This is a genomic window from Streptomyces daliensis (assembly GCF_054782395.1).
In genome coordinates this window covers 92,791-109,913 of sequence record NZ_BAAGSO010000057.1, presented here as the reverse complement: position 1 = coordinate 109,913, position 17,123 = coordinate 92,791, and the positions used below count along the sequence as shown (strand labels likewise).

Genomic DNA, 17,123 nt, shown 5'->3' with positions numbered 1-17,123 from the left:
ACGGTCGCGCGGGGGTTACCCCTGGCCCTTGTAGGGGGTGAACGACGCCCTGAGTTCGGCGGTGTTGGGCTTCTCGGCGTCCTCCTGGCTGGTGAAGTGCTTGCTGATCTCCCCGTATTGCAGAAAGCCCTCGATGTGCATGTCGTACCAGTTGCCGTCGACCTGCACGACACGGTCGAACTTGACCGGTTCGAGTTCGACCGTGTCCTCCGGCGCCGGGCCCACATTGGGCGTCTCGTTGTGCTGGAACTTCAGCGGGCCGACCGTGCGCCTGTCCTTGTCCCCGAAGGCCACGGTGATGGTCAGCTCCGCGGTGAAGACCGGGTGCGGCGGCATGGGGATCACATGGTTGTAGTGCTTGAAGGAGCCGATCATGCTCGGGGTGCCGTCGAGTGCCACCTGGGTGGAGGAGCCCTCGAAGACGTAGGCGCTCTTCACCGCGTCATCGACGGCGCCCCACGCGAGACGGTTGGTCTGCAAACCACTGAACTGCGACGCGTCCACATCGACGCCTGTCCAGACACCCTTGGTGAGGACGTTGACCATGCCGGGCGCTCCCTCCGCGAGGCTGAGGGGCGAGCGGGAATGCGGCCCCGAAGCACCGTAAATGGCGGGACAGCGGGATCTGGATGGGAAAATGAGCCAGAAAAGGAAGCGGGGAAAGAAAAGGTCCCGCACCCCCGGAATGGGGATGCGGGACCTTTCCGCTTTCAGACCCGCTCAGCCTGTTCGGGCCACAGCTCAGCAGCCCAGCAGGCGACCGCCCAGGTAGCTCTCGATCTGGTCCAGCGAGACGCGGTCCTGCTTCATCGTGTCGCGCTCACGCACCGTGACGGCGTTGTCGTCGAGGGTGTCGAAGTCGACGGTGATGCAGAACGGCGTGCCGATCTCGTCCTGGCGGCGGTAGCGGCGGCCGATGGCGCCCGCGTCGTCGAACTCGATGTTCCAGTGCTTGCGCAGCGTCTCGGCGAGGCCGCGCGCCTTGGGCGACAGCTTCTCGTTGCGGGACAGCGGCAGCACGGCCACCTTGACCGGGGAGAGGCGCGGGTCGAGGCGCATGACGGTGCGCTTTTCCATCTTGCCCTTGGCGTTCGGGGCCTCGTCCTCGATGTACGCGTCGAGCATGAACGCGAGCATCGCGCGGTTGACACCGGCCGCCGGCTCGATGACGTACGGGATCCAGCGCTCGCCCGCCTCCTGGTCGAAGTAGGAGAGGTCGTGGCCCGACGCCTTGGAGTGGGCGCCGAGGTCGAAGTCCGTGCGGTTGGCGACGCCCTCCAGCTCGGAGAACTCGGTGCCGCCGAAGTTGAAGCGGTACTCGATGTCGGCCGTGCGCTTCGAGTAGTGGGAGAGCTTCTCGGCCGGGTGCTCGTACCAGCGGATGTTCTCCTCGCGGATGCCGAGGTCGCGGTACCAGTTCCAGCGCTGCTCCATCCAGTACTCGTGCCACTCCTCGTCCTCGCCCGGCTTGACGAAGAACTCCATCTCCATCTGCTCGAACTCGCGGGTGCGGAAGATGAAGTTGCCCGGAGTGATCTCGTTCCGGAAGGACTTGCCGGTCTGTGCGATGCCGAACGGCGGCTTCTTGCGCGACGTCTGCTGCACGTTGGCAAAGTTGGTGAAGATGCCCTGGGCCGTCTCGGGGCGCAGATAGCTGACCGAACCGGAGTCCTGCGTCGGGCCGAGGTGCGTCGAGAGCAGACCGGAGAACTGCTTGGGCTCGGTGAAGCCGCCCTTGTTGCCGCAGTGGGGGCAGTTGATGTCGGCCATGCCGTTCGGGGGCAGGTGGCCGTGCTTGGCCTCGTACGCCTCTTCCAGGTGGTCCGCGCGGAAACGCTTGTGGCACGAGGTGCACTCGGTGAGCGGGTCCGTGAAGGTGGCGACGTGCCCCGACGCCTCCCAGACCTGGGGGGCCAGGATCACGGACGAGTCGAGACCGACCACGTCATCGCGCGAAGTGACCATGGAGCGCCACCACTGGCGCTTGATGTTCTCCTTGAGTTCGACGCCGAGCGGCCCGTAGTCCCAGGCGGCGCGCTGACCACCGTAGATCTCACTGCACGGGTACACAAAGCCACGGCGCTTGCTCAGGCTGACGATGGTGTCGATCTTGTCGGCGGCCACGGTGCTCTCTTCATCAACGACGACGGAATACCTCAGATTACCGAGCCATGAGGGGCCCGAATCAAATCGGTTCGGGTCCCGGACTCCCGGCGGGGCGCCTGCCCGCCCGCAGGCGGTTTCACCGCCTCCACATCATTTGACAATCGTTTCCATGTAGGTTGAAAATGAGTGTCATGAACGCTCGACGACGACTGCCTTCACGGCGACTCATACGGACCACGGCCGCGGCCACCGCTCTCGGCCTCGGCGCCCTCACCCTCGCCGCCTGCGGCAACGATTCGGCGGCCGGTGACGACGGCAAGGTCAACGTCGTCGCGTCGTTCTACCCCATGAAGTTCCTCGCCCAGGAGATCGGCGGCAAGTACGTCAGCGTCGACAGCCTGACCAAGCCGGGCGTCGAACCGCACGACCTCGAACTCAGCCCGCAGCAGACCGGGCAGCTCAGCGAAGCCGATCTCGTCGTCTACCTCAAGGGCCTCCAGCCCGCCGTCGACGAGGCCGTGGGCCAGTCCGGCGTGAAGAACGTCGCCGAGGCCACCTCGTACACCTCCCTCGAATCCCACGGCGACGACGTGCACGGCGAGGAGGGCCACGACCACGGCGGGGAAGAGGGCCACGAGGGGCACGAGGAGCACGAGGGCCACAGCCACGAGACCGAGAGCGGCGAGGACCCCCACATCTGGCTCGACCCGGTGCGCTACGCCGAGGTCGCCAAGGGCGTCGGCAAGGAGCTGGCCAAGGCCGACCCCGACCACAAGGCCACCTACGAGAAGAACACCGCCTCCCTCGTGAAGCGCCTCGAATCCCTCAACGAGGAGTTCGAGAAGGGCCTGGAGAAGCGCAAGACCGACACCTTCGTCACCACCCACGCCGCCTTCGGCTACTTCGCCGAGCGCTACGGGCTGCACGAGGAGGCCGTCTCCGGTATCGACCCCGAGTCCGAGCCGAGCGCGGCGCGCATGAAGGAGCTGCACACCGTCGCCAAGGAGGACAAGGTCAGCACCGTCTTCTTTGAAGACAACGCGAGCGACAAGACCGCCAAGGCCCTCGCGGGCGACCTCAAGCTCAAGACCGGCGTCCTCAGCCCTCTGGAGAGCGTCAAGAACGAGAAGAAGCAGGACTACTTCTCGGTCATGCGCGAGAACCTGTCGGCGCTGCGCACGGCGCTGAACGCGGGCTCCGGTTCCTGACGTGTCACCGTCCGACTCCTGAGCACCCGAGCACCACAAGCACCCCCGAGGAACCACCCCGAGGACCGAGGAAGGCGACCTGCCATGGCCCCACCGGAGACCGTCATATCCCTGCGTGACGCGACGGCCACGCTCGGCGCGCGCCCGGTGCTGCGCGGCATCGACCTGACCGTAGGGCGTGGCGAGGTCGTCGCGCTGCTCGGGGCCAACGGCTCCGGCAAGTCCACCACCGTGCGGGCCGTCATCGGGCAGGTGCCGCTCACCGGCGGCAGCCTGGAACTGTTCGGCACGCCCCTGGCCCGCTTCCGCGAGTGGCGGCGCCTGGGCTACGTACCGCAGCGCTCCACGGCGGCCGGGGGCGTGCCGGCGACGGTCCGCGAGATCGTCTCCTCGGGGCGCCTGGCCCGCACGCGGCTGCGCCCCCTCGGCCGCGCCGACCGCGCCGCCGTGGACCGCGCCCTGGAGCTGGTGGGCATGCGGGAGCGCGCCAGGGACTCCGTGAGCGCCCTGTCCGGCGGCCAGCACCAGCGGGTGCTCATCGCCCGCGCGCTCGCCGGAGAGCCGGAGCTGCTGCTGATGGACGAGCCGCTGGCCGGGGTGGACCTCGCCAGCCAGCGGGTGCTCGCCGACGCGCTGCGCGAGCAGGTGGCGGGCGGCAGCTCCGTGCTGCTGGTGCTGCACGAGCTGGGCCCGCTCGCCCCGCTGATCGACCGCGCCGTGGTGCTGCGCGACGGGCAGGTCGAGCGCGTCGACCACCCCGAGCGGCTGCACGACCTGGCCTGCCACCCGCACGACACACCCGAGGCCGACACCGCCTCGAAGATCGAGACCGGACTGCTGACATGACCGAGCTGCTGGACTACGCCTTCATGCAGCGCGCGCTGCTCGCCGCCCTGCTGGTCGGCATAGCAGCGCCCGCCGTCGGGATCTACCTCGTCCAGCGCCGTCAGGCGATCATGGGCGACGGCATCGGCCACGTCGCCCTCACCGGCGTCGCGCTCGGCTTCCTGCTGAACACCAACCCGGTGTGGATGGCCGTGCTCGTGGCGTCACTGGGCGCCGTCGCGATGGAGCTGATCCGCTGGTACGGGAAGGCGCGCGGCGATCTCGCGCTCGCGATGCTCTTCTACGGCGGCATGGCGGGCGGCGTCATGATCATCAACCTCTCGCCGAACGGCTCCAACGCCAACCTCACCACCTACCTCTTCGGCTCCATCACGACCGTCTCGAACTCCGACGTGATCGCCATCGTGTGCCTGTCGGCCTTCGTGCTGGCGGTCTCGCTGGGGCTGCGGCGGCAGTTGTTCGCCGTCTGCCAGGACGAGGAGTTCGCGCGCGTGACGGGGCTGCCGGTGCGGGTGCTGAACCTGCTGCTGGCCGTCACAGCCGCCGTGACGGTGACGGTGGCCATGCGCGTCGTGGGGCTGCTGCTGGTGAGCGCGCTGATGGTGATCCCGGTCGCCGCGGCGCAGCAGGCCACACGGGGCTTCGCGACCACCCTGTTCGTCTCGATGGGCTTCGGGGTGCTGGTGACCCTCTCCGGCACTGCGACCTCGTACTACGCGGACGTACCGCCCGGCGCCAGCATCGTCGTCCTCACCATCGCGCTGTTCATCGTCGTGACCGCGCTCGCGGCGCCGCTGGCCCGGCGCAGGGCGAGGGCTGTCGCTCGACGGGACGGAAGCGGCACCCTGGAGGAGAAGAGCGAGGAGGCCCTCAAGGTGTAACAACCGCTCCTGGGCTGCGCCTGGCACAATGAGGCGGAAAGGACCCAGGAGCACGACGAACGAAGGAGACAGCGTGGCCACCGCAGGTCCCCCTGTCCGCGGCCGGTCGACCCGGCAGCGCGCCGCCGTGTCAGCGGCCCTTGCCGAGGTCGAGGAGTTCCGGAGCGCGCAGGAACTGCACGACATGCTCAAGCACCGCGGGGACTCGGTCGGGCTGACCACGGTCTACCGCACCCTCCAGTCCCTCGCCGACGCGGGCGAGGTCGATGTGCTGCGTACGGACGAGGGCGAGGCGGTCTACCGCCGCTGTCACAGCGACGATCACCACCACCACCTGGTCTGCCGCCACTGCGGCAAGGCGGTCGAGGTCGAAGGCCCGGCCGTGGAGAAATGGGCCGAGTCGATCGCCGCGGAGCACGGCTTCGTGGACGTCGGCCACACGATCGAGATCTTCGGCACGTGCGGGGACTGCGCGTCGCGCACGTGAGTCCCTGACCGGACACCGGAGGGCACCAGACGGAAAGGGTGCGGGCCCGTACGCCGAGGCGTACGGGCCCGCACCCTTTCGTGGTGCCTCGTGTCTCGCGCTACTTGGCGGGGGGCGCGCCGCCGAAGCGCCGGTCGCGCTGCGCGTACTCCAGGCAGGCCCGCCACAGGTCGCGGCGATCGAAGTCGGGCCACAGCACGTCCTGGTAGACCATCTCGGCGTAGGCGCTCTGCCAGATCAGATAGTTCGACGTGCGCTGCTCGCCGGACGGGCGCAGGAAGAGATCCACGTCGGGCATGTCCGGGTAGTACAGGTACTTCGCGAGGGTCTTCTCGGTGACCTTCGACGGGTCCAGCTTGCCCGCCTTCACATCCTTGGCGAGGGCCTGTGCCGCGTCCGCGATCTCGGCACGGCCGCCGTAGTTGACGCAGAAGTAGAGCGTCATCGCGTCGTTCCGCTCGGTCTGCTCCTGCGCGACCTGGAGCTCCTGGACGACGGACTTCCACAGCTTGGGCATCCGGCCGACCCAGCGGATGCGGATGCCCAGCTCGTCCATCTCGTCGCGGCGGCGGCGGATGACGTCGCGGTTGAAGTTCATCAGGAAGCGCACCTCCTCGGGCGAGCGCTTCCAGTTCTCCGTGGAGAAGGCGTACAGGGAGAGGTTCTTGACGCCCATCTCCAGGCAGCCCTTGAGCACGTCCATGACGACGCCCTCGCCGACCTTGTGGCCCTCCGTGCGCGGCAGGCCCCGCTCCTTGGCCCAGCGGCCGTTGCCGTCCATGACGACCGCCACGTGGTTCGGGATCAGCTCGCCCGGGATCTTCGGCGGGCGGGCGCCCGAGGGGTGCGGCTCGGGCGTGACGTACTCGCGACGCTGCCGGGACAGCATTCCGCGACGTGCCATGGGTGTTCAGCTCCAGGGGTGGGTTCCGGGGACCGGGTTCGGGTGCGGGACCGGTAGGGGCGAGGGTAGCCGGTCACGACGGTTCGGGCTGCGCGGGGCGGGGGCCCTCGACCGGGCCGGGAGGAGCCCCGGGAGAAGCCCGGGGAGGGGCCTGGGGAGAGGCCCGGGGAGGGGCCACCTTGTCGGTCCTGTCCACGTAGCGCAACGAGCGCAGCCCGCGCTCCAGGTGCCAGTGCAGATAGGCCGAGACCAGGCCCGTGCCCTCGCGCGCGTGCCGGGACTCGGCGGCGTCGGCCGTCGCCCAGTCGCCCGTGAGCAGCGCCCCCAGGAGCCGCAGCGCCTCGGGCGAGGGGACGACGCTGCCGGGGACGCGGCACTCCCCGCAGACGACGCCGCCGGAGCCGACGGAGAAGAACCGGTTCGGGCCCGGCATCCCGCACTTCGCGCAGTCCCCGAAGCTGGGCGCGTAGCCGCCGACGGCGAGCGAGCGCAGCAGGAAGGCGTCCAGGACGAGCCCCGAGGCGTGCTCGCCCGAGGCGAGCGTGCGCAGCCCGCCGACGAGCAGCAGGTACTGCTGCACGTTCGGCTCGCCCTCATGGTCCGTGAAGCGCTCGGCGGTCTCCAGCATGGCGGTGCCCGCGGTGTAGCGGGCGTAGTCGCTGACGATGCCCTGGCCGTACGCCGCGATCGTCTCCGTCTGCGTGCACAGGGGCAGCCCGCGCCCGATCAGCTCGCTGCCGCGGGAGAAGAACTGCACGTCGACATGGCTGAACGGCTCCAGCCGGGCCCCGAACTTCGACTTCGTCCGCCGCACCCCGCGCGCTACGGCGCGTACCCGCCCGTGACCCCGGGTGAGCACCGTGATGATCCGGTCCGCCTCCCCCAGCTTCTGGGTGCGCAGCACGATGCCGTCGTCGCGGAACAGACTCATGGGCCCATTGTCGCGTACGGCCCGGAGGGGGACGGGGCAGGCCATGGGGCGGGAACCTCCCGCTGTGAACCCTTTGCCTCGGCCGCACGTGGTCTGTCTCAAGGGGCTCCAATGCCTCAGAGCACATGCGGAGAGGAAAACCGGATATGTCACAGCGCCCCACCTATCCCTATAACCAGCCGTTGCAGAGCAACGGCTTCAGCGGGCCGAGCAACCCGTACTCCCAGTACGACCAGTCAGGCCTCGGCATAAGCCCCACCAGCCCCACCGGCTCCACCGGCCCCGCTCAGAACGGCTACAACACCTCCGGTCGGCGGGGCGCGGACGAGACCATCGTCGGGCCCGACGGCTACCAGGAGAACCTCCCCGCCTACAACGCGTACCCCCCGGCCGCCCCGAGCGCCCAGGGCACCCCGGCGCCGACCTACCAGTCGCCGCCGTCCCGTGTGTCGGCGAGCCACGGTTCCGCGGCGCCGTCGTACCAGTCGCACCAGCAGCCGACGTACCAGTACGACCCCGCCATCTCCGGCGCGCTCGGGGCGCTCGGCGGTCGCGGCGGGCACCCCGCGCCGTTCGACCCGCAGGCCCTCGCCGCGCAGGGGCGTGCCGGTTACGCCGGCATGCAGCCCGGCACCCAGGGGCACAGCACGTCCCGCCACCACTCCAGCACCTCTCGACCCCAGGGGGACCCCTCCGCACCCTCACGGCCCCGCGATTCGCACACGCACCGCTCCAGTGGCAGGACCTCCGGCCGCTGAACCACGGCGGCGGGGCCGCACCGGCCCCGCCGCTCGCTCCCTCACCGCTCAGTCCACGCCCCTGATCCGCTCCACCAGGAGCGCGCCGAGGAGGACGACAGCGGCGGCCGTCAGGTACAGCGTCGGGTAGCCGCCCAGGTGGGTGACCAGGGGCGCGGCCACGGCGGGGGCCGCCACCTGGGGTAGCGAGTTGGCGATGTTGATGATGCCCAGGTCCTTGCCCCGGTGCGCGGCGGCGGGCAGCACGTCGGCCATCAGCGCGAAGTCCACCGATGTGAAGACGCCGAAGCCGACCCCCAGCAGCGCGGCGGCCACGAGCGCGCCCGGCCACGTCTGCCACCCCGCGAGGAGCGCGGTGGCCACCGCCATCAGTACCCCGGCCCACCGCACGAACGGCTTGCGCCGCCCGGCCCGGTCCGACCAGACCCCGCCCACCACGACCGTCGCCAGCAGCAGCACCCCGTTCACCGCCGTGAGGACCAGTACCCCCTCCTCGGGTTCCGCGAGGCCGAGCGCGTCGCGGAGGAAGAAGAGCAGGTAGAGGAGGGCGATGGCGTTGCCCAGGTTGATCAGGAACCGGGTCAGCCAGGCCCAGCCGAAGTCGGGGTGGCGGCGCGGGTCGATCCAGAATCCCCGCAGGAACTCCCCCGCGCGCCGGGGAGGCCGCGCGGCACGCGGCAGCGGCGTGTCCCGGCCCAGCAGCACGTACGGGACGACGGCGAGCAGCGCGAAGCCCGCGCAGGCGAGATAGCCCGCCGTGACACCGCCCGCGACGGTGGCGAGCCCGGTCCCGCAGACGATGCCCAGCGTCTGCGCGACGCCCAGCCAGCCGCCGACGGAGCCGCGCTGGCGCGTGGGCACCCGGTCGGGGACGGCGGCCACGACGGCCGCGAACGTGGCGTTCAGCGCGAGCTGTACCAGGCACCAGCCCAGCATCATCGTGCCGACGTCCCGCGCGCCCGACAGCACGGCGAGCCCGGCGCCGCCGCCCACCACCCCGGCCACGACCCAGGGCCTGCGGCGCCCGAAGCGCGAGACCGTACGGTCCGAGAGCGCCCCGAAGACGGGATTGGCGACGAGGGAGACGGCCGCGCCGACACCGGTCACCCAGGCCAGCACGCTCTCCTTCCTCCAGCCGGGCGGCGCCAGGTCGACGGCCTGGAGCGCCAGCAGCACCTGGATGGGCCCGTACCAGCCGACCCACACCGCGCTGCCCGCCAGCGCGAGCGAGGCCGTCCAGCGCGCGGGGACGCGGTCGACGGGCTCGGCGAGCGCGCCCACGGGGCCACGCGGTCCGGGCGGGCCCGGCCCCCGCGAACCCCCCTCGCCCGCCGCTCCCCCGTCCCCCGGCGGCCCTCTCACGGGCGCGCCGCACGCTGGGCCCGCTGGGCCCGCAGTTCCTCGCGGAACCAGCGGTAGGAGTCCTTGGGGGTGCGCTCCAGGGTGTCGTAGTCCACGTGCACCAGGCCAAAGCGCTGCGTGTATCCCTCGGCCCACTCGAAGTTGTCCAGCAGCGACCAGACGAAGTAGCCACGCACGTCGGCCCCTTCGGTCATCGCGCGGTGCAGCTCCCGCAGGTGCGCGTCCAGGTAGTCGACGCGGCGGTCGTCCGCGACACGGTCCTCGTACGCGCACCCGTTCTCGGTGATGACGATGGGCGGCAGCCGCTCCCCGTAGCGCTCCCGCAGGCCGTGCAGCAGCTCGCGAAGGCCTTCGGGGACGACGGCCCAGCCGAAGCCCGTACGGGGCTGCCCAGGGATCTCGCGCGGCGCGAAGGGGAGCCCGGCGGGCAGCCCGACCCCGGCGAACCCGCCGTCGCCCTCACCCGGCACGGGCGCTCCCACCAGTGTGGGCTGGTAATAGTTCACGCCGTAGAAGTCCAGCGGTGCGGCGATCGTCTCCAGGTCCTCGTCCACGGGTCCTGGCAGCGCGGCGGCCAGTCCCTCGTCCGGGTAGCGGCCGAGCAGCAGCGGGTCGGCGAACAGCCAGTTGGTGAGCAGGTCGTACAGTTCGGCGGCGCCGGTGTCCGCCGCGCTGTCCGAGGCGGGCCTGACCGGACCGTGCGAGTTGGCGATGCCCACGGAGCGCGCCCCGCGAGCGCGCAGCGCCGCCACGGCCAGCCCGTGGCCCAGGAGTTGGTGGTGCGCGGCGGGCAGCGCGTCGAACAGGAGCCGTCTGCCGGGCGCGTGCTCGCCCAGCCCGTAGCCGAGGAGGGTGAGTTCGGCGGGCTCGTTGAGGGTGATCCACTGCTCGACGCGGTCACCGAGGCGCGCGGCCACCGTGTCCACGTAGTCCGCGAAGAGGTACGCCGTTTCGCGGGAGAGCCAGCCGCCACCCGTCTCCAGGGGGAGCGGGGTGTCCCAGTGGTAGAGCGTCGGCACGGCGCGTATGCCCGCGGCGCACAGCTCGTCGACGAGGCGGTCGTAGAAGCCGAGCCCGGCGGCGTTCACGGGACCCGAGCCGTCGGGCAGCACGCGCGGCCAGGCGACCGAGAAGCGGTACGCGCCCACTCCCAGCTCCTTGAGCAGCGCGACGTCCTCGCGGTAACGGTGGTAGTGCCCTGTGGCGACGGCGGCCGTGCTCCCGTCCCTGATCCGGCCCGGCTCGGCGGCGAACGCGTCCCAGGTGGAAGGGCCCCGCCCGTCCTCGTCGGCGGCACCCTCGATCTGGTGGGCCGAGGTGGACACGCCCCACAGGAAGGCGGCGGGAAAGGCGGGCAGCGGCAGCGGTGCTCGCGGGCTCGTCATGCCCCGGCTCCCTTACCGAGTACGGGAAGTGCGGGAAGTGCGGGAGTTGGCATCGCGCGCCCCAGGAGGACGTACGGCTCAGGACGGCGTACGCGCCGCCTCGGCGAGCAGCCGCTCGATGTCGTCGGCGTCCATGCACAGGGCGGCGCCGACCGCCGCCAGCACGTCGCGCTCCCCGGCCCGGTAGAGGCCGTCGGCCAGGGCGATGCGCGCGCCCTGGAGCAGCAGGCTCTCGCGCCCTGCGGGGGCCAGATGGGGCCCGAGGGGCGCCAGGGCCTCGTGCAGCTCGATCTCGACGGGCACGCTGTCCGCGCCGAGCGCCGCGAGGAGCGCCGTCAACTGCTCCTCGGAGCACTCCGGGTACCCGGCGGCCCGGACCGTCTCCACGGCCGTCTCACGGGCCGCACGGGCCTCTGTGCCGCCCGCGGCGAGAACGGCGAGGGCGACCGCGTGCACGGCGTCCCGCAGCATCGCCGCGAGGCGGGTGGTGGTGGGGTGGTCGAGGGCCTCGGCGCCGAAGTGGGCGCGGCAGGCGGCGCATTCGAGGACGGGGCCCGCGCTGCCGCGCGGCACCAGCGGGACGCCCAGCAGCACGAAGCGGCGGTGTCCGGTGCGGCGGCGGTAGCTGCGGTCGCCGCCGCAGCCGGGGCAGAAGAAGTCGCCGTCGTCGACGGTGTGCCAGACGGTGCGGACACCGGCGACGCGTACACGTCCTGTGCCGTTGGCACGCTCCGCGCGCGCCGTACGGGCTCGCGGATCACGGGAACGCCTCACGCCGCACCTCCGTCACGATTCGGCAACGCTGCCGTCAGTGAACGTGATGTTAACCACAGCCATGATGCGGCGTCAGCACCCCGCCCGCACCTTTCGGCATCCGGCCGCCGAGGAGAGGGCCGTACGGCGCCGTCGGGGCCCGCCGTCGCGGCAGGCCCCGATGGCGCTGACGTGCGAAGGACCGCTGGTGAGCCGTCGCGTTGACGGCGGAAGGGCAGCCCGGCGGGCGGCACGGGCGACGGCCGCCGCCACCGCCCAGGACCGCTCGGCGGACGACCGCCGCCCACCGGCCCGGCGACCCGTTTCAGCGGGCCGCCTCAGCGGGCGAACTCAGTGCCTCAGCGCCGCGCCGCGCGGTTCACGGCGGAGACGACGGCCTTGATGGAGGCCCGCACGATGTTCGCGTCGATGCCGACGCCCCACAGGACCTTGCCGTCGATGGCGCACTCGATATAGGCGGCGGCCTGCGAGCCCGCGCCCTCACTCATCGTGTGCTCGACGTAGTCCAGGAGGCGCACGTCCACGTCGACGGCGTGCAGCGCGTCGAAGAAGGCGGCCAGCGGGCCGTTGCCCGTGCCCGTCAGCACCGTGTCCTCGCCGTCCACGGTGGCCTCGACCGTCAGCGCGTCGTGGCCCTCGCTGGTCGTGGACGCCTGGGCGCTGCGCAGCGCGATGCGGCCCCAGCTCTTCTCCGGGGTGGGCAGGTACTCGTCCTGGAAGACGTCCCAGATGGCGGCCGGGGTGACCTCGCCGCCCTCGGTGTCGGTCAGCTCCTGGATGATCTTCGAGAACTCGACCTGCATGCGGCGCGGCAGGTCGAGGCTGTGCTCGCCCTTCAGCACGTAGGCGATGCCGCCCTTGCCGGACTGCGAGTTGACGCGGATGACGGCCTCGTAGGAGCGGCCGACGTCCTTGGGGTCGATGGGCAGGTACGGCACCGCCCACTCCAGGTCGTCCACCGTCTTGCCCTGCTGGGCCGCGCGGTTCTCCATCGCCTCGAAGCCCTTCTTGATGGCGTCCTGGTGGGAGCCGGAGAAGGCGGTGTAGACGAGGTCGCCCGCGTACGGGTGGCGGGGGTGGATCTCCATCTGGTTGCAGTATTCGGCGGTGCGGCGGACCTCGTCGATGTCCGAGAAGTCGATCATCGGGTCGACGCCCTGGCTGAAGAGGTTCATGCCCAGCGTCACCAGGTCCACGTTGCCGGTGCGCTCGCCCTGCCCGAACAGGCAGCCCTCGACGCGGTCGGCCCCGGCCATGACGGCCAGCTCGGCCGCCGCGACCGCGGTACCGCGGTCGTTGTGGGGGTGTACCGACAGGCATACGTTCTCGCGCCGCGACAGGTTGCGGGACATCCACTCGAAGCGGTCCGCGTGGGTGGAGGGCGTGGAGCGCTCCACGGTGGCGGGCAGATTCAGGATGATCTCGCGGCCCTCCTCGGGCTGCCAGACGTCCATGACGCCCTCGCAGACCTCCAGCGCGAAGTCCAACTCGGTGTCCGTGAAGATCTCGGGGCTGTACTGGTAGCCGAACGCCGTGCGGTCGTCGAGCAGCTTCTCCGCGTACTCCATCACCAGCCGGGTGCCGTCGACCGCGATCTGCTTGACCTGGTCACGGGTGCCGCGGAAGACGACCTCGCGGAAGACGGGCGCCGTGGCGTTGTACAGGTGGACGGTGGCCCGGTGTGCGCCCTTCAGGGACTCCACGGTGCGCTCGATCAGCTCTTCGCGGGCCTGGGTGAGGACGGAGATCGTCACGTCCTCGGGGATCGCGTCCTCCTCGATGATGGAGCGCACGAAGTCGAAGTCGGTCTGGCCCGACGAGGGGAACCCGACCTCGATCTCCTTGTAGCCCATCTTCACCAGCAGGTCGAACATCGCGCGCTTGCGGACGGGCGACATGGGGTCGATCAGCGCCTGGTTGCCGTCGCGCAGGTCCGTCGACAGCCAGCGGGGTGCCTTGGTGATGCGGTTGCCCGGCCAGGTGCGGTCGGGGATGTCCACGGCCTCGTACTCGCCGTACTTGTGGAACGGCATCCCGGAGGGCTTCTGCCCGACGGTCGCCGCGGTGATGGGCGTGGGGCGGCCGATGCGGGGATCGGAGGAAGTCATGATGCGTGGGCTCCTGATCGCGGAGGGTTCCGCGTGAGTGGGCTTCGAGGACCGACTGCGGTGGCAGCACCAGACTCCGCGGGGAGGGGGTCGGCCGTACGACTACAGACCCTCGCCGCGGCAGCTAAGGAGAAGCAGCCCGAAACGCATGATGGCGACAGCCTAACCGAGGCGGCCGTGTTGCTCAGGGGGCGTATCACCATGCGGGATGGCGTATCAGCGAACCGTAAAGCGGCCGAGGGGGTGACGGAGAAGGGTGACAGAGAAGGGGCGAGGGGCGGCGCCGGGGCGCGGTGGGGGGCGTTACCAGACTTTGGCCAGGGAGTCGGCTTCAGGACGTTCCAGGCATTCCTTCGTACGAATCATGGCAGCAGGCGGTGACAGGAGAGTGACCCAGTGCCACATTGCGCAGTATGAACGCACACTCCTCTCACATCCCAGTTTTCTGCACCATCGTGCCGCCCCACGTCCTGGACCGGATCTCCCGGAACGCGGACGCGGCGCTGGCCGACCCCGCCCGGCGCACCCTGGAACGGGACGCCTCGCAGCGCACCCGGCGCCGGATCACCACCGTGCGGATGCCGCTGGCTGCGGCGCCTCCCTCGGTGGCGGACGACGCGGACAAGAAGCCCGAGCGCACCATCTACGATGCCAAGACCAAGGAGGAACTGCCCGGCAAGAAGGTCCGGACGGAGGGCAGCAAGCCGTCCAAGGACGCCAGCGTCAACCGCGCCTACACCGGCCTCGGCGCCACCTTCGAGCTGTACCTCTCGGCCTACGACCGCTACTCCATCGACAACGCGGGCCTGCCCCTGAATGCGACCGTCCACTACGGCGAGCAGTACGGCAACGCCTTCTGGGACGGCGAGCGGATGGTCTTCGGCGACGGGGACGGCGAGCTGTTCCGCGACTTCACGCTGCCCGTCGACGTCATCGGCCACGAGCTGACGCACGGCGTCACGCAGTACACCGCCAACCTGGAGTACTTCAGCCAGTCGGGCGCGCTCAACGAGTCCGTCTCGGACGTCTTCGGCTCCCTCATCAAGCAGTACGGCCTCGGCCAGACCGCCGATCAGGCCGACTGGCTGATCGGCGCCGAGCTGCTGACGGACCGGGTCGAGGGCGTCGCGCTGCGCTCCATGAAGGCACCGGGGACGGCGTACGACGACGACGTGCTCGGCAAGGACCCGCAGCCCGCCACCATGGACGACTACGTCCACACCGGCTCGGACAACGGCGGCGTCCACATCAACTCGGGGATCCCGAATCACGCCTTCTACGTACTCGCGACGGAACTGGGCGGCCACGCCTGGGAGCGCGCGGGACAGATCTGGTACGACACGCTGACCTCGGGTGATCTGAAGCCGGACTGCGACTTCTCCGCGTTCGCCGCTGTCACCCTCGCGAAGGCGGCCGAGCGCTACGGCGACACCAGTGCGGAGCACGGGGCGGTGGTGAAGTCCTGGTCCCAGGTAGGTGTCACTCCCACGGAGAATTAGGGCTCTCCGGGTGGTGTAGCCCCTTATGTTCCGGGCGGCCGGACGCGAGGATGAGCCCATGCGTATTTCCGTCATCCGCACAGGCGGCTTCGGTGGGCTCACTCGCAGGGCCACGCTGGAGACCGCCGGCCGCCCGGACGCCGACGAACTCGCCTCGCTCGCCCGCAGCGCCCTCGCCGAGGGCCGGGAGCAGCGCCCGACGGGGGTGCCCGACGGGTTCCACTACGAGATCGACGTGGACGGCGACGTCGCGTACGGCGCCGACCCCCGCCTGAGCGAGAACATGTCGGCCCTCATCAGCCTGGTGCTCAAGGAAGGCGACACGAAGTAGCCGTGGTGTTCCGGTCACGCGTGTCCCGGTCACGCCGCCGCCGTCGGAACCGGCTCAGAACCCGAGCCTGCGCAGGGCCTTCGGGTCGCGCTGCCAGTCCTTGGCGACCTTGACGTGCAGATCGAGATAGACCGGGGTACCGAGCAGCGCCTCGATGTGCTTGCGCGACTTCGTCCCGACCTCCTTGAGCCGCTTGCCCTGGGGGCCGATCACGATGCCCTTCTGGCTGGGGCGCTCCAGGAAGACGTTGGCGTGGATGTCCAGCAGGGGCTTGTCCGCCGGGCGGCCCTCGCGGGGGATCATCTCCTCGACGACCACGGCGATGGAGTGCGGCAGCTCGTCCCGCACGCCCTCCAGCGCCGCCTCCCTGATCAGCTCCGCGACCATGACCTGCTCGGGCTCGTCGGTCAGATCGCCGTCCGGGTAAAGGGGCGGGCCCTCGGGGAGCAGCGGCACCAGCAGATCGGCGAGGAGCCGCACCTGCTGATCGCCGACGGCCGACACGGGGACGATCTCGGTCCACTCGAAGCCGAGGTCCTGGGCGAGCCTGTCCACGGCGAGGAGCTGCTTGGCGAGGGTCTCGGAGTCCACCAGGTCCGTCTTGGTGACGACGGCGACCTTGGACTTCTTCTTCATGGCCGCCAGCTCGGCCGCGATGAAGCGGTCACCGGGGCCGAGCTTCTGGTCGGCGGGCAGGCAGAAGCCGATGACGTCGACCTCGGCCCACGTCGTACGGACCACGTCGTTCAGCCGCTCGCCGAGCAGGGTGCGCGGCTTGTGCAGGCCGGGGGTGTCCACCAGCACGAGCTGGGCCTCCGGGCGGTGCACGATGCCGCGCACCGTGTGCCGCGTGGTCTGCGGGCGGTTGGAGGTGATCGCGACCTTCGTGCCCACCAGGGCGTTGGTCAGGGTCGACTTGCCCGCGTTCGGGCGGCCGACGAAGCACGCGAAGCCGGAACGGTGCGGAGGGGCATCGGTGGCCTCGGGGGCGGGGGAAGGTGCGCTCATGGCGACCATTGTCCCCGATCGGGCGGGCCGCCGGTCCCGTCGGGCCTGTGGGGGCCGGGTACGGGACGGGGGCGGGACGGGTACGGGTCCGGCGAGGGCCGGGTACGGGTCCAGTGCGGGCCCGCACCGCCGACGGCTCAGCCCGCGGTCGTCGTGGTGTGCACGGTGCCGTCGGGGCCCGCGAGCAGCACGGGGGTGGCGGGGCCGCCGAGGTCGTGCACGGCGGCGAGATCGGCGACGGCCAGCTCCTCGGCCTCGGAGACCACGGCGGCGGCCTCCAGCGACTTGGCGCCGGAGGCCACGGCCATCGCGACGGCGGTCTGGAGCGCGCTGAGCTGGAGCGAGGCGAGGGCGACGGAGCCCGCGACGTAGGTACGCCCTGTCTCGTCGCGCACGGCCGCGCCCTCGGGCACGGCGTTGCGGGCCCGGGTCGTGCGGGCCAGCGTGACGATCTTGCGGTCCTCGGGGTCCAGCGTCTGCGCACTCTCACTCATACGGGCGAGCATATGCGCTCCGGCCTGGGAGCCGCGCACGC

17 protein-coding genes are annotated in these 17,123 nt (G+C 70.9%); 7 read left to right on the top strand and 10 right to left on the bottom strand.

Annotated features, from left to right (window positions below; all coding sequences use genetic code 11):
* Positions 1-15 precede the first annotated feature (15 nt).
* Together ACYVOO_RS12165 and ACYVOO_RS12160 are read right to left on the bottom strand one after the other, a co-directional pair.
* Complete coding sequence (locus ACYVOO_RS12165; protein WP_461015659.1) at positions 16-546, bottom strand: choice-of-anchor K domain-containing protein; 531 nt, start codon at positions 544-546, stop codon at positions 16-18.
* 195 nt (positions 547-741) lie between these two features.
* A complete protein-coding gene (locus ACYVOO_RS12160) occupies positions 742-2,124 on the bottom strand; it encodes a glycine--tRNA ligase (protein WP_453348480.1) in 1,383 nt (460 codons plus the stop codon).
* Positions 2,125-2,288: 164 nt separating this feature from the next.
* Between ACYVOO_RS12160 and ACYVOO_RS12155 the strand changes: the two genes are divergently transcribed.
* From ACYVOO_RS12155 to ACYVOO_RS12140, 4 genes are all read left to right on the top strand, one after another.
* Entirely contained in the window at positions 2,289-3,314 is a 1,026-nt protein-coding gene (locus ACYVOO_RS12155) for a metal ABC transporter substrate-binding protein (protein WP_461015658.1), read from the top strand.
* 84 nt (positions 3,315-3,398) lie between these two features.
* Positions 3,399-4,160: a metal ABC transporter ATP-binding protein gene (locus ACYVOO_RS12150; RefSeq protein ID WP_461015657.1), complete on the top strand. Its 762-nt coding sequence runs from the start codon at positions 3,399-3,401 to the stop codon at positions 4,158-4,160.
* Positions 4,157-5,041 (top strand): metal ABC transporter permease, encoded by an 885-nt coding sequence (locus ACYVOO_RS12145; protein WP_461015656.1) that lies wholly within the window; start codon positions 4,157-4,159, stop codon positions 5,039-5,041. The genes ACYVOO_RS12150 and ACYVOO_RS12145 overlap by 4 nt, the downstream gene beginning before the upstream one ends.
* A 73-nt stretch (positions 5,042-5,114) precedes the next feature.
* A complete protein-coding gene (locus ACYVOO_RS12140; RefSeq protein WP_453348476.1) occupies positions 5,115-5,528 on the top strand; it encodes a Fur family transcriptional regulator in 414 nt (137 codons plus the stop codon).
* Between the two features lie 100 nt (positions 5,529-5,628).
* Here ACYVOO_RS12140 and ACYVOO_RS12135 read toward each other — a convergent pair whose 3' ends face one another.
* The gene (locus ACYVOO_RS12135) at positions 5,629-6,432 is read right to left on the bottom strand and encodes an isoprenyl transferase (RefSeq protein WP_461015655.1); all 804 of its coding nucleotides are present in this window, start codon (positions 6,430-6,432) and stop codon (positions 5,629-5,631) included.
* 73 nt (positions 6,433-6,505) lie between these two features.
* Positions 6,506-7,363, bottom strand: a complete 858-nt coding sequence (recO, locus tag ACYVOO_RS12130) for a DNA repair protein RecO (protein ID WP_461015654.1) — start codon at positions 7,361-7,363, stop codon at positions 6,506-6,508.
* 146 nt (positions 7,364-7,509) lie between these two features.
* On the opposite strand from recO, the gene ACYVOO_RS12125 reads away from it, so the two are divergent.
* Positions 7,510-8,121 carry a hypothetical protein gene (locus tag ACYVOO_RS12125; RefSeq protein WP_461015653.1) on the top strand — a complete coding sequence of 204 codons (612 nt, stop codon included), beginning with the start codon at positions 7,510-7,512 and terminating at the stop codon, positions 8,119-8,121.
* 48 nt (positions 8,122-8,169) lie between these two features.
* Here the strand turns inward: ACYVOO_RS12125 and ACYVOO_RS12120 are convergent, their stop codons facing one another.
* The 4 genes from ACYVOO_RS12120 to leuA form a co-directional block, all read right to left on the bottom strand.
* The gene (locus tag ACYVOO_RS12120; RefSeq protein ID WP_461015652.1) at positions 8,170-9,402 is read right to left on the bottom strand and encodes an MFS transporter; all 1,233 of its coding nucleotides are present in this window, start codon (positions 9,400-9,402) and stop codon (positions 8,170-8,172) included.
* 77 nt (positions 9,403-9,479) lie between these two features.
* Positions 9,480-10,868 (bottom strand): GH1 family beta-glucosidase, encoded by a 1,389-nt coding sequence (locus ACYVOO_RS12115; protein ID WP_461015651.1) that lies wholly within the window; start codon positions 10,866-10,868, stop codon positions 9,480-9,482.
* Between the two features lie 78 nt (positions 10,869-10,946).
* On the bottom strand, positions 10,947-11,642 hold the full coding sequence (locus ACYVOO_RS12110; protein WP_461015650.1) for a TerB family tellurite resistance protein: 696 nt from the start codon (positions 11,640-11,642) through the stop codon (positions 10,947-10,949).
* Positions 11,643-11,980: 338 nt separating this feature from the next.
* Positions 11,981-13,750 (bottom strand): 2-isopropylmalate synthase, encoded by a 1,770-nt coding sequence (gene leuA, locus ACYVOO_RS12105; RefSeq protein ID WP_461015649.1) that lies wholly within the window; start codon positions 13,748-13,750, stop codon positions 11,981-11,983.
* A 413-nt stretch (positions 13,751-14,163) separates the two neighbouring features.
* Here leuA and ACYVOO_RS12100 point away from each other — a divergent pair, with 413 nt between their 5' ends.
* Positions 14,164-15,249: a M4 family metallopeptidase gene (locus ACYVOO_RS12100; RefSeq protein ID WP_461015648.1), complete on the top strand. Its 1,086-nt coding sequence runs from the start codon at positions 14,164-14,166 to the stop codon at positions 15,247-15,249.
* 58 nt (positions 15,250-15,307) lie between these two features.
* Positions 15,308-15,580 carry a protealysin inhibitor emfourin gene (locus tag ACYVOO_RS12095; RefSeq protein ID WP_461015647.1) on the top strand — a complete coding sequence of 91 codons (273 nt, stop codon included), beginning with the start codon at positions 15,308-15,310 and terminating at the stop codon, positions 15,578-15,580.
* A gap of 54 nt (positions 15,581-15,634) precedes the next feature.
* Here ACYVOO_RS12095 and era read toward each other — a convergent pair whose 3' ends face one another.
* Complete coding sequence (era, locus tag ACYVOO_RS12090; RefSeq protein WP_461015646.1) at positions 15,635-16,597, bottom strand: GTPase Era; 963 nt, start codon at positions 16,595-16,597, stop codon at positions 15,635-15,637.
* 128 nt (positions 16,598-16,725) lie between these two features.
* Positions 16,726-17,094: a cytidine deaminase gene (locus ACYVOO_RS12085; protein WP_461015645.1), complete on the bottom strand. Its 369-nt coding sequence runs from the start codon at positions 17,092-17,094 to the stop codon at positions 16,726-16,728.
* Positions 17,095-17,123 lie beyond the last annotated feature (29 nt).

Excerpts from the sequence above, each read along its gene's own strand:
- ACYVOO_RS12165 (WP_461015659.1), bottom strand. The coding sequence starts at position 546 with ATGGTCAACGTCCTCACCAAGGGTGTCTGGACAGGCGTCGATGTGGAC.
- ACYVOO_RS12155 (WP_461015658.1), top strand. The coding sequence starts at position 2,289 with ATGAGTGTCATGAACGCTCGACGACGACTGCCTTCACGGCGACTCATA.
- ACYVOO_RS12150 (WP_461015657.1), top strand. The coding sequence starts at position 3,399 with ATGGCCCCACCGGAGACCGTCATATCCCTGCGTGACGCGACGGCCACG.
- ACYVOO_RS12145 (WP_461015656.1), top strand. The coding sequence starts at position 4,157 with ATGACCGAGCTGCTGGACTACGCCTTCATGCAGCGCGCGCTGCTCGCC.
- ACYVOO_RS12135 (WP_461015655.1), bottom strand. The coding sequence starts at position 6,432 with ATGGCACGTCGCGGAATGCTGTCCCGGCAGCGTCGCGAGTACGTCACG.
- recO (WP_461015654.1), bottom strand. The coding sequence starts at position 7,363 with ATGAGTCTGTTCCGCGACGACGGCATCGTGCTGCGCACCCAGAAGCTG.
- ACYVOO_RS12125 (WP_461015653.1), top strand. The coding sequence starts at position 7,510 with ATGTCACAGCGCCCCACCTATCCCTATAACCAGCCGTTGCAGAGCAAC.
- ACYVOO_RS12115 (WP_461015651.1), bottom strand. The coding sequence starts at position 10,868 with ATGACGAGCCCGCGAGCACCGCTGCCGCTGCCCGCCTTTCCCGCCGCC.
- leuA (WP_461015649.1), bottom strand. The coding sequence starts at position 13,750 with ATGACTTCCTCCGATCCCCGCATCGGCCGCCCCACGCCCATCACCGCG.
- ACYVOO_RS12100 (WP_461015648.1), top strand. The coding sequence starts at position 14,164 with ATGAACGCACACTCCTCTCACATCCCAGTTTTCTGCACCATCGTGCCG.
- ACYVOO_RS12095 (WP_461015647.1), top strand. The coding sequence starts at position 15,308 with ATGCGTATTTCCGTCATCCGCACAGGCGGCTTCGGTGGGCTCACTCGC.
- era (WP_461015646.1), bottom strand. The coding sequence starts at position 16,597 with ATGGTCGCCATGAGCGCACCTTCCCCCGCCCCCGAGGCCACCGATGCC.
- ACYVOO_RS12085 (WP_461015645.1), bottom strand. The coding sequence starts at position 17,094 with ATGCTCGCCCGTATGAGTGAGAGTGCGCAGACGCTGGACCCCGAGGAC.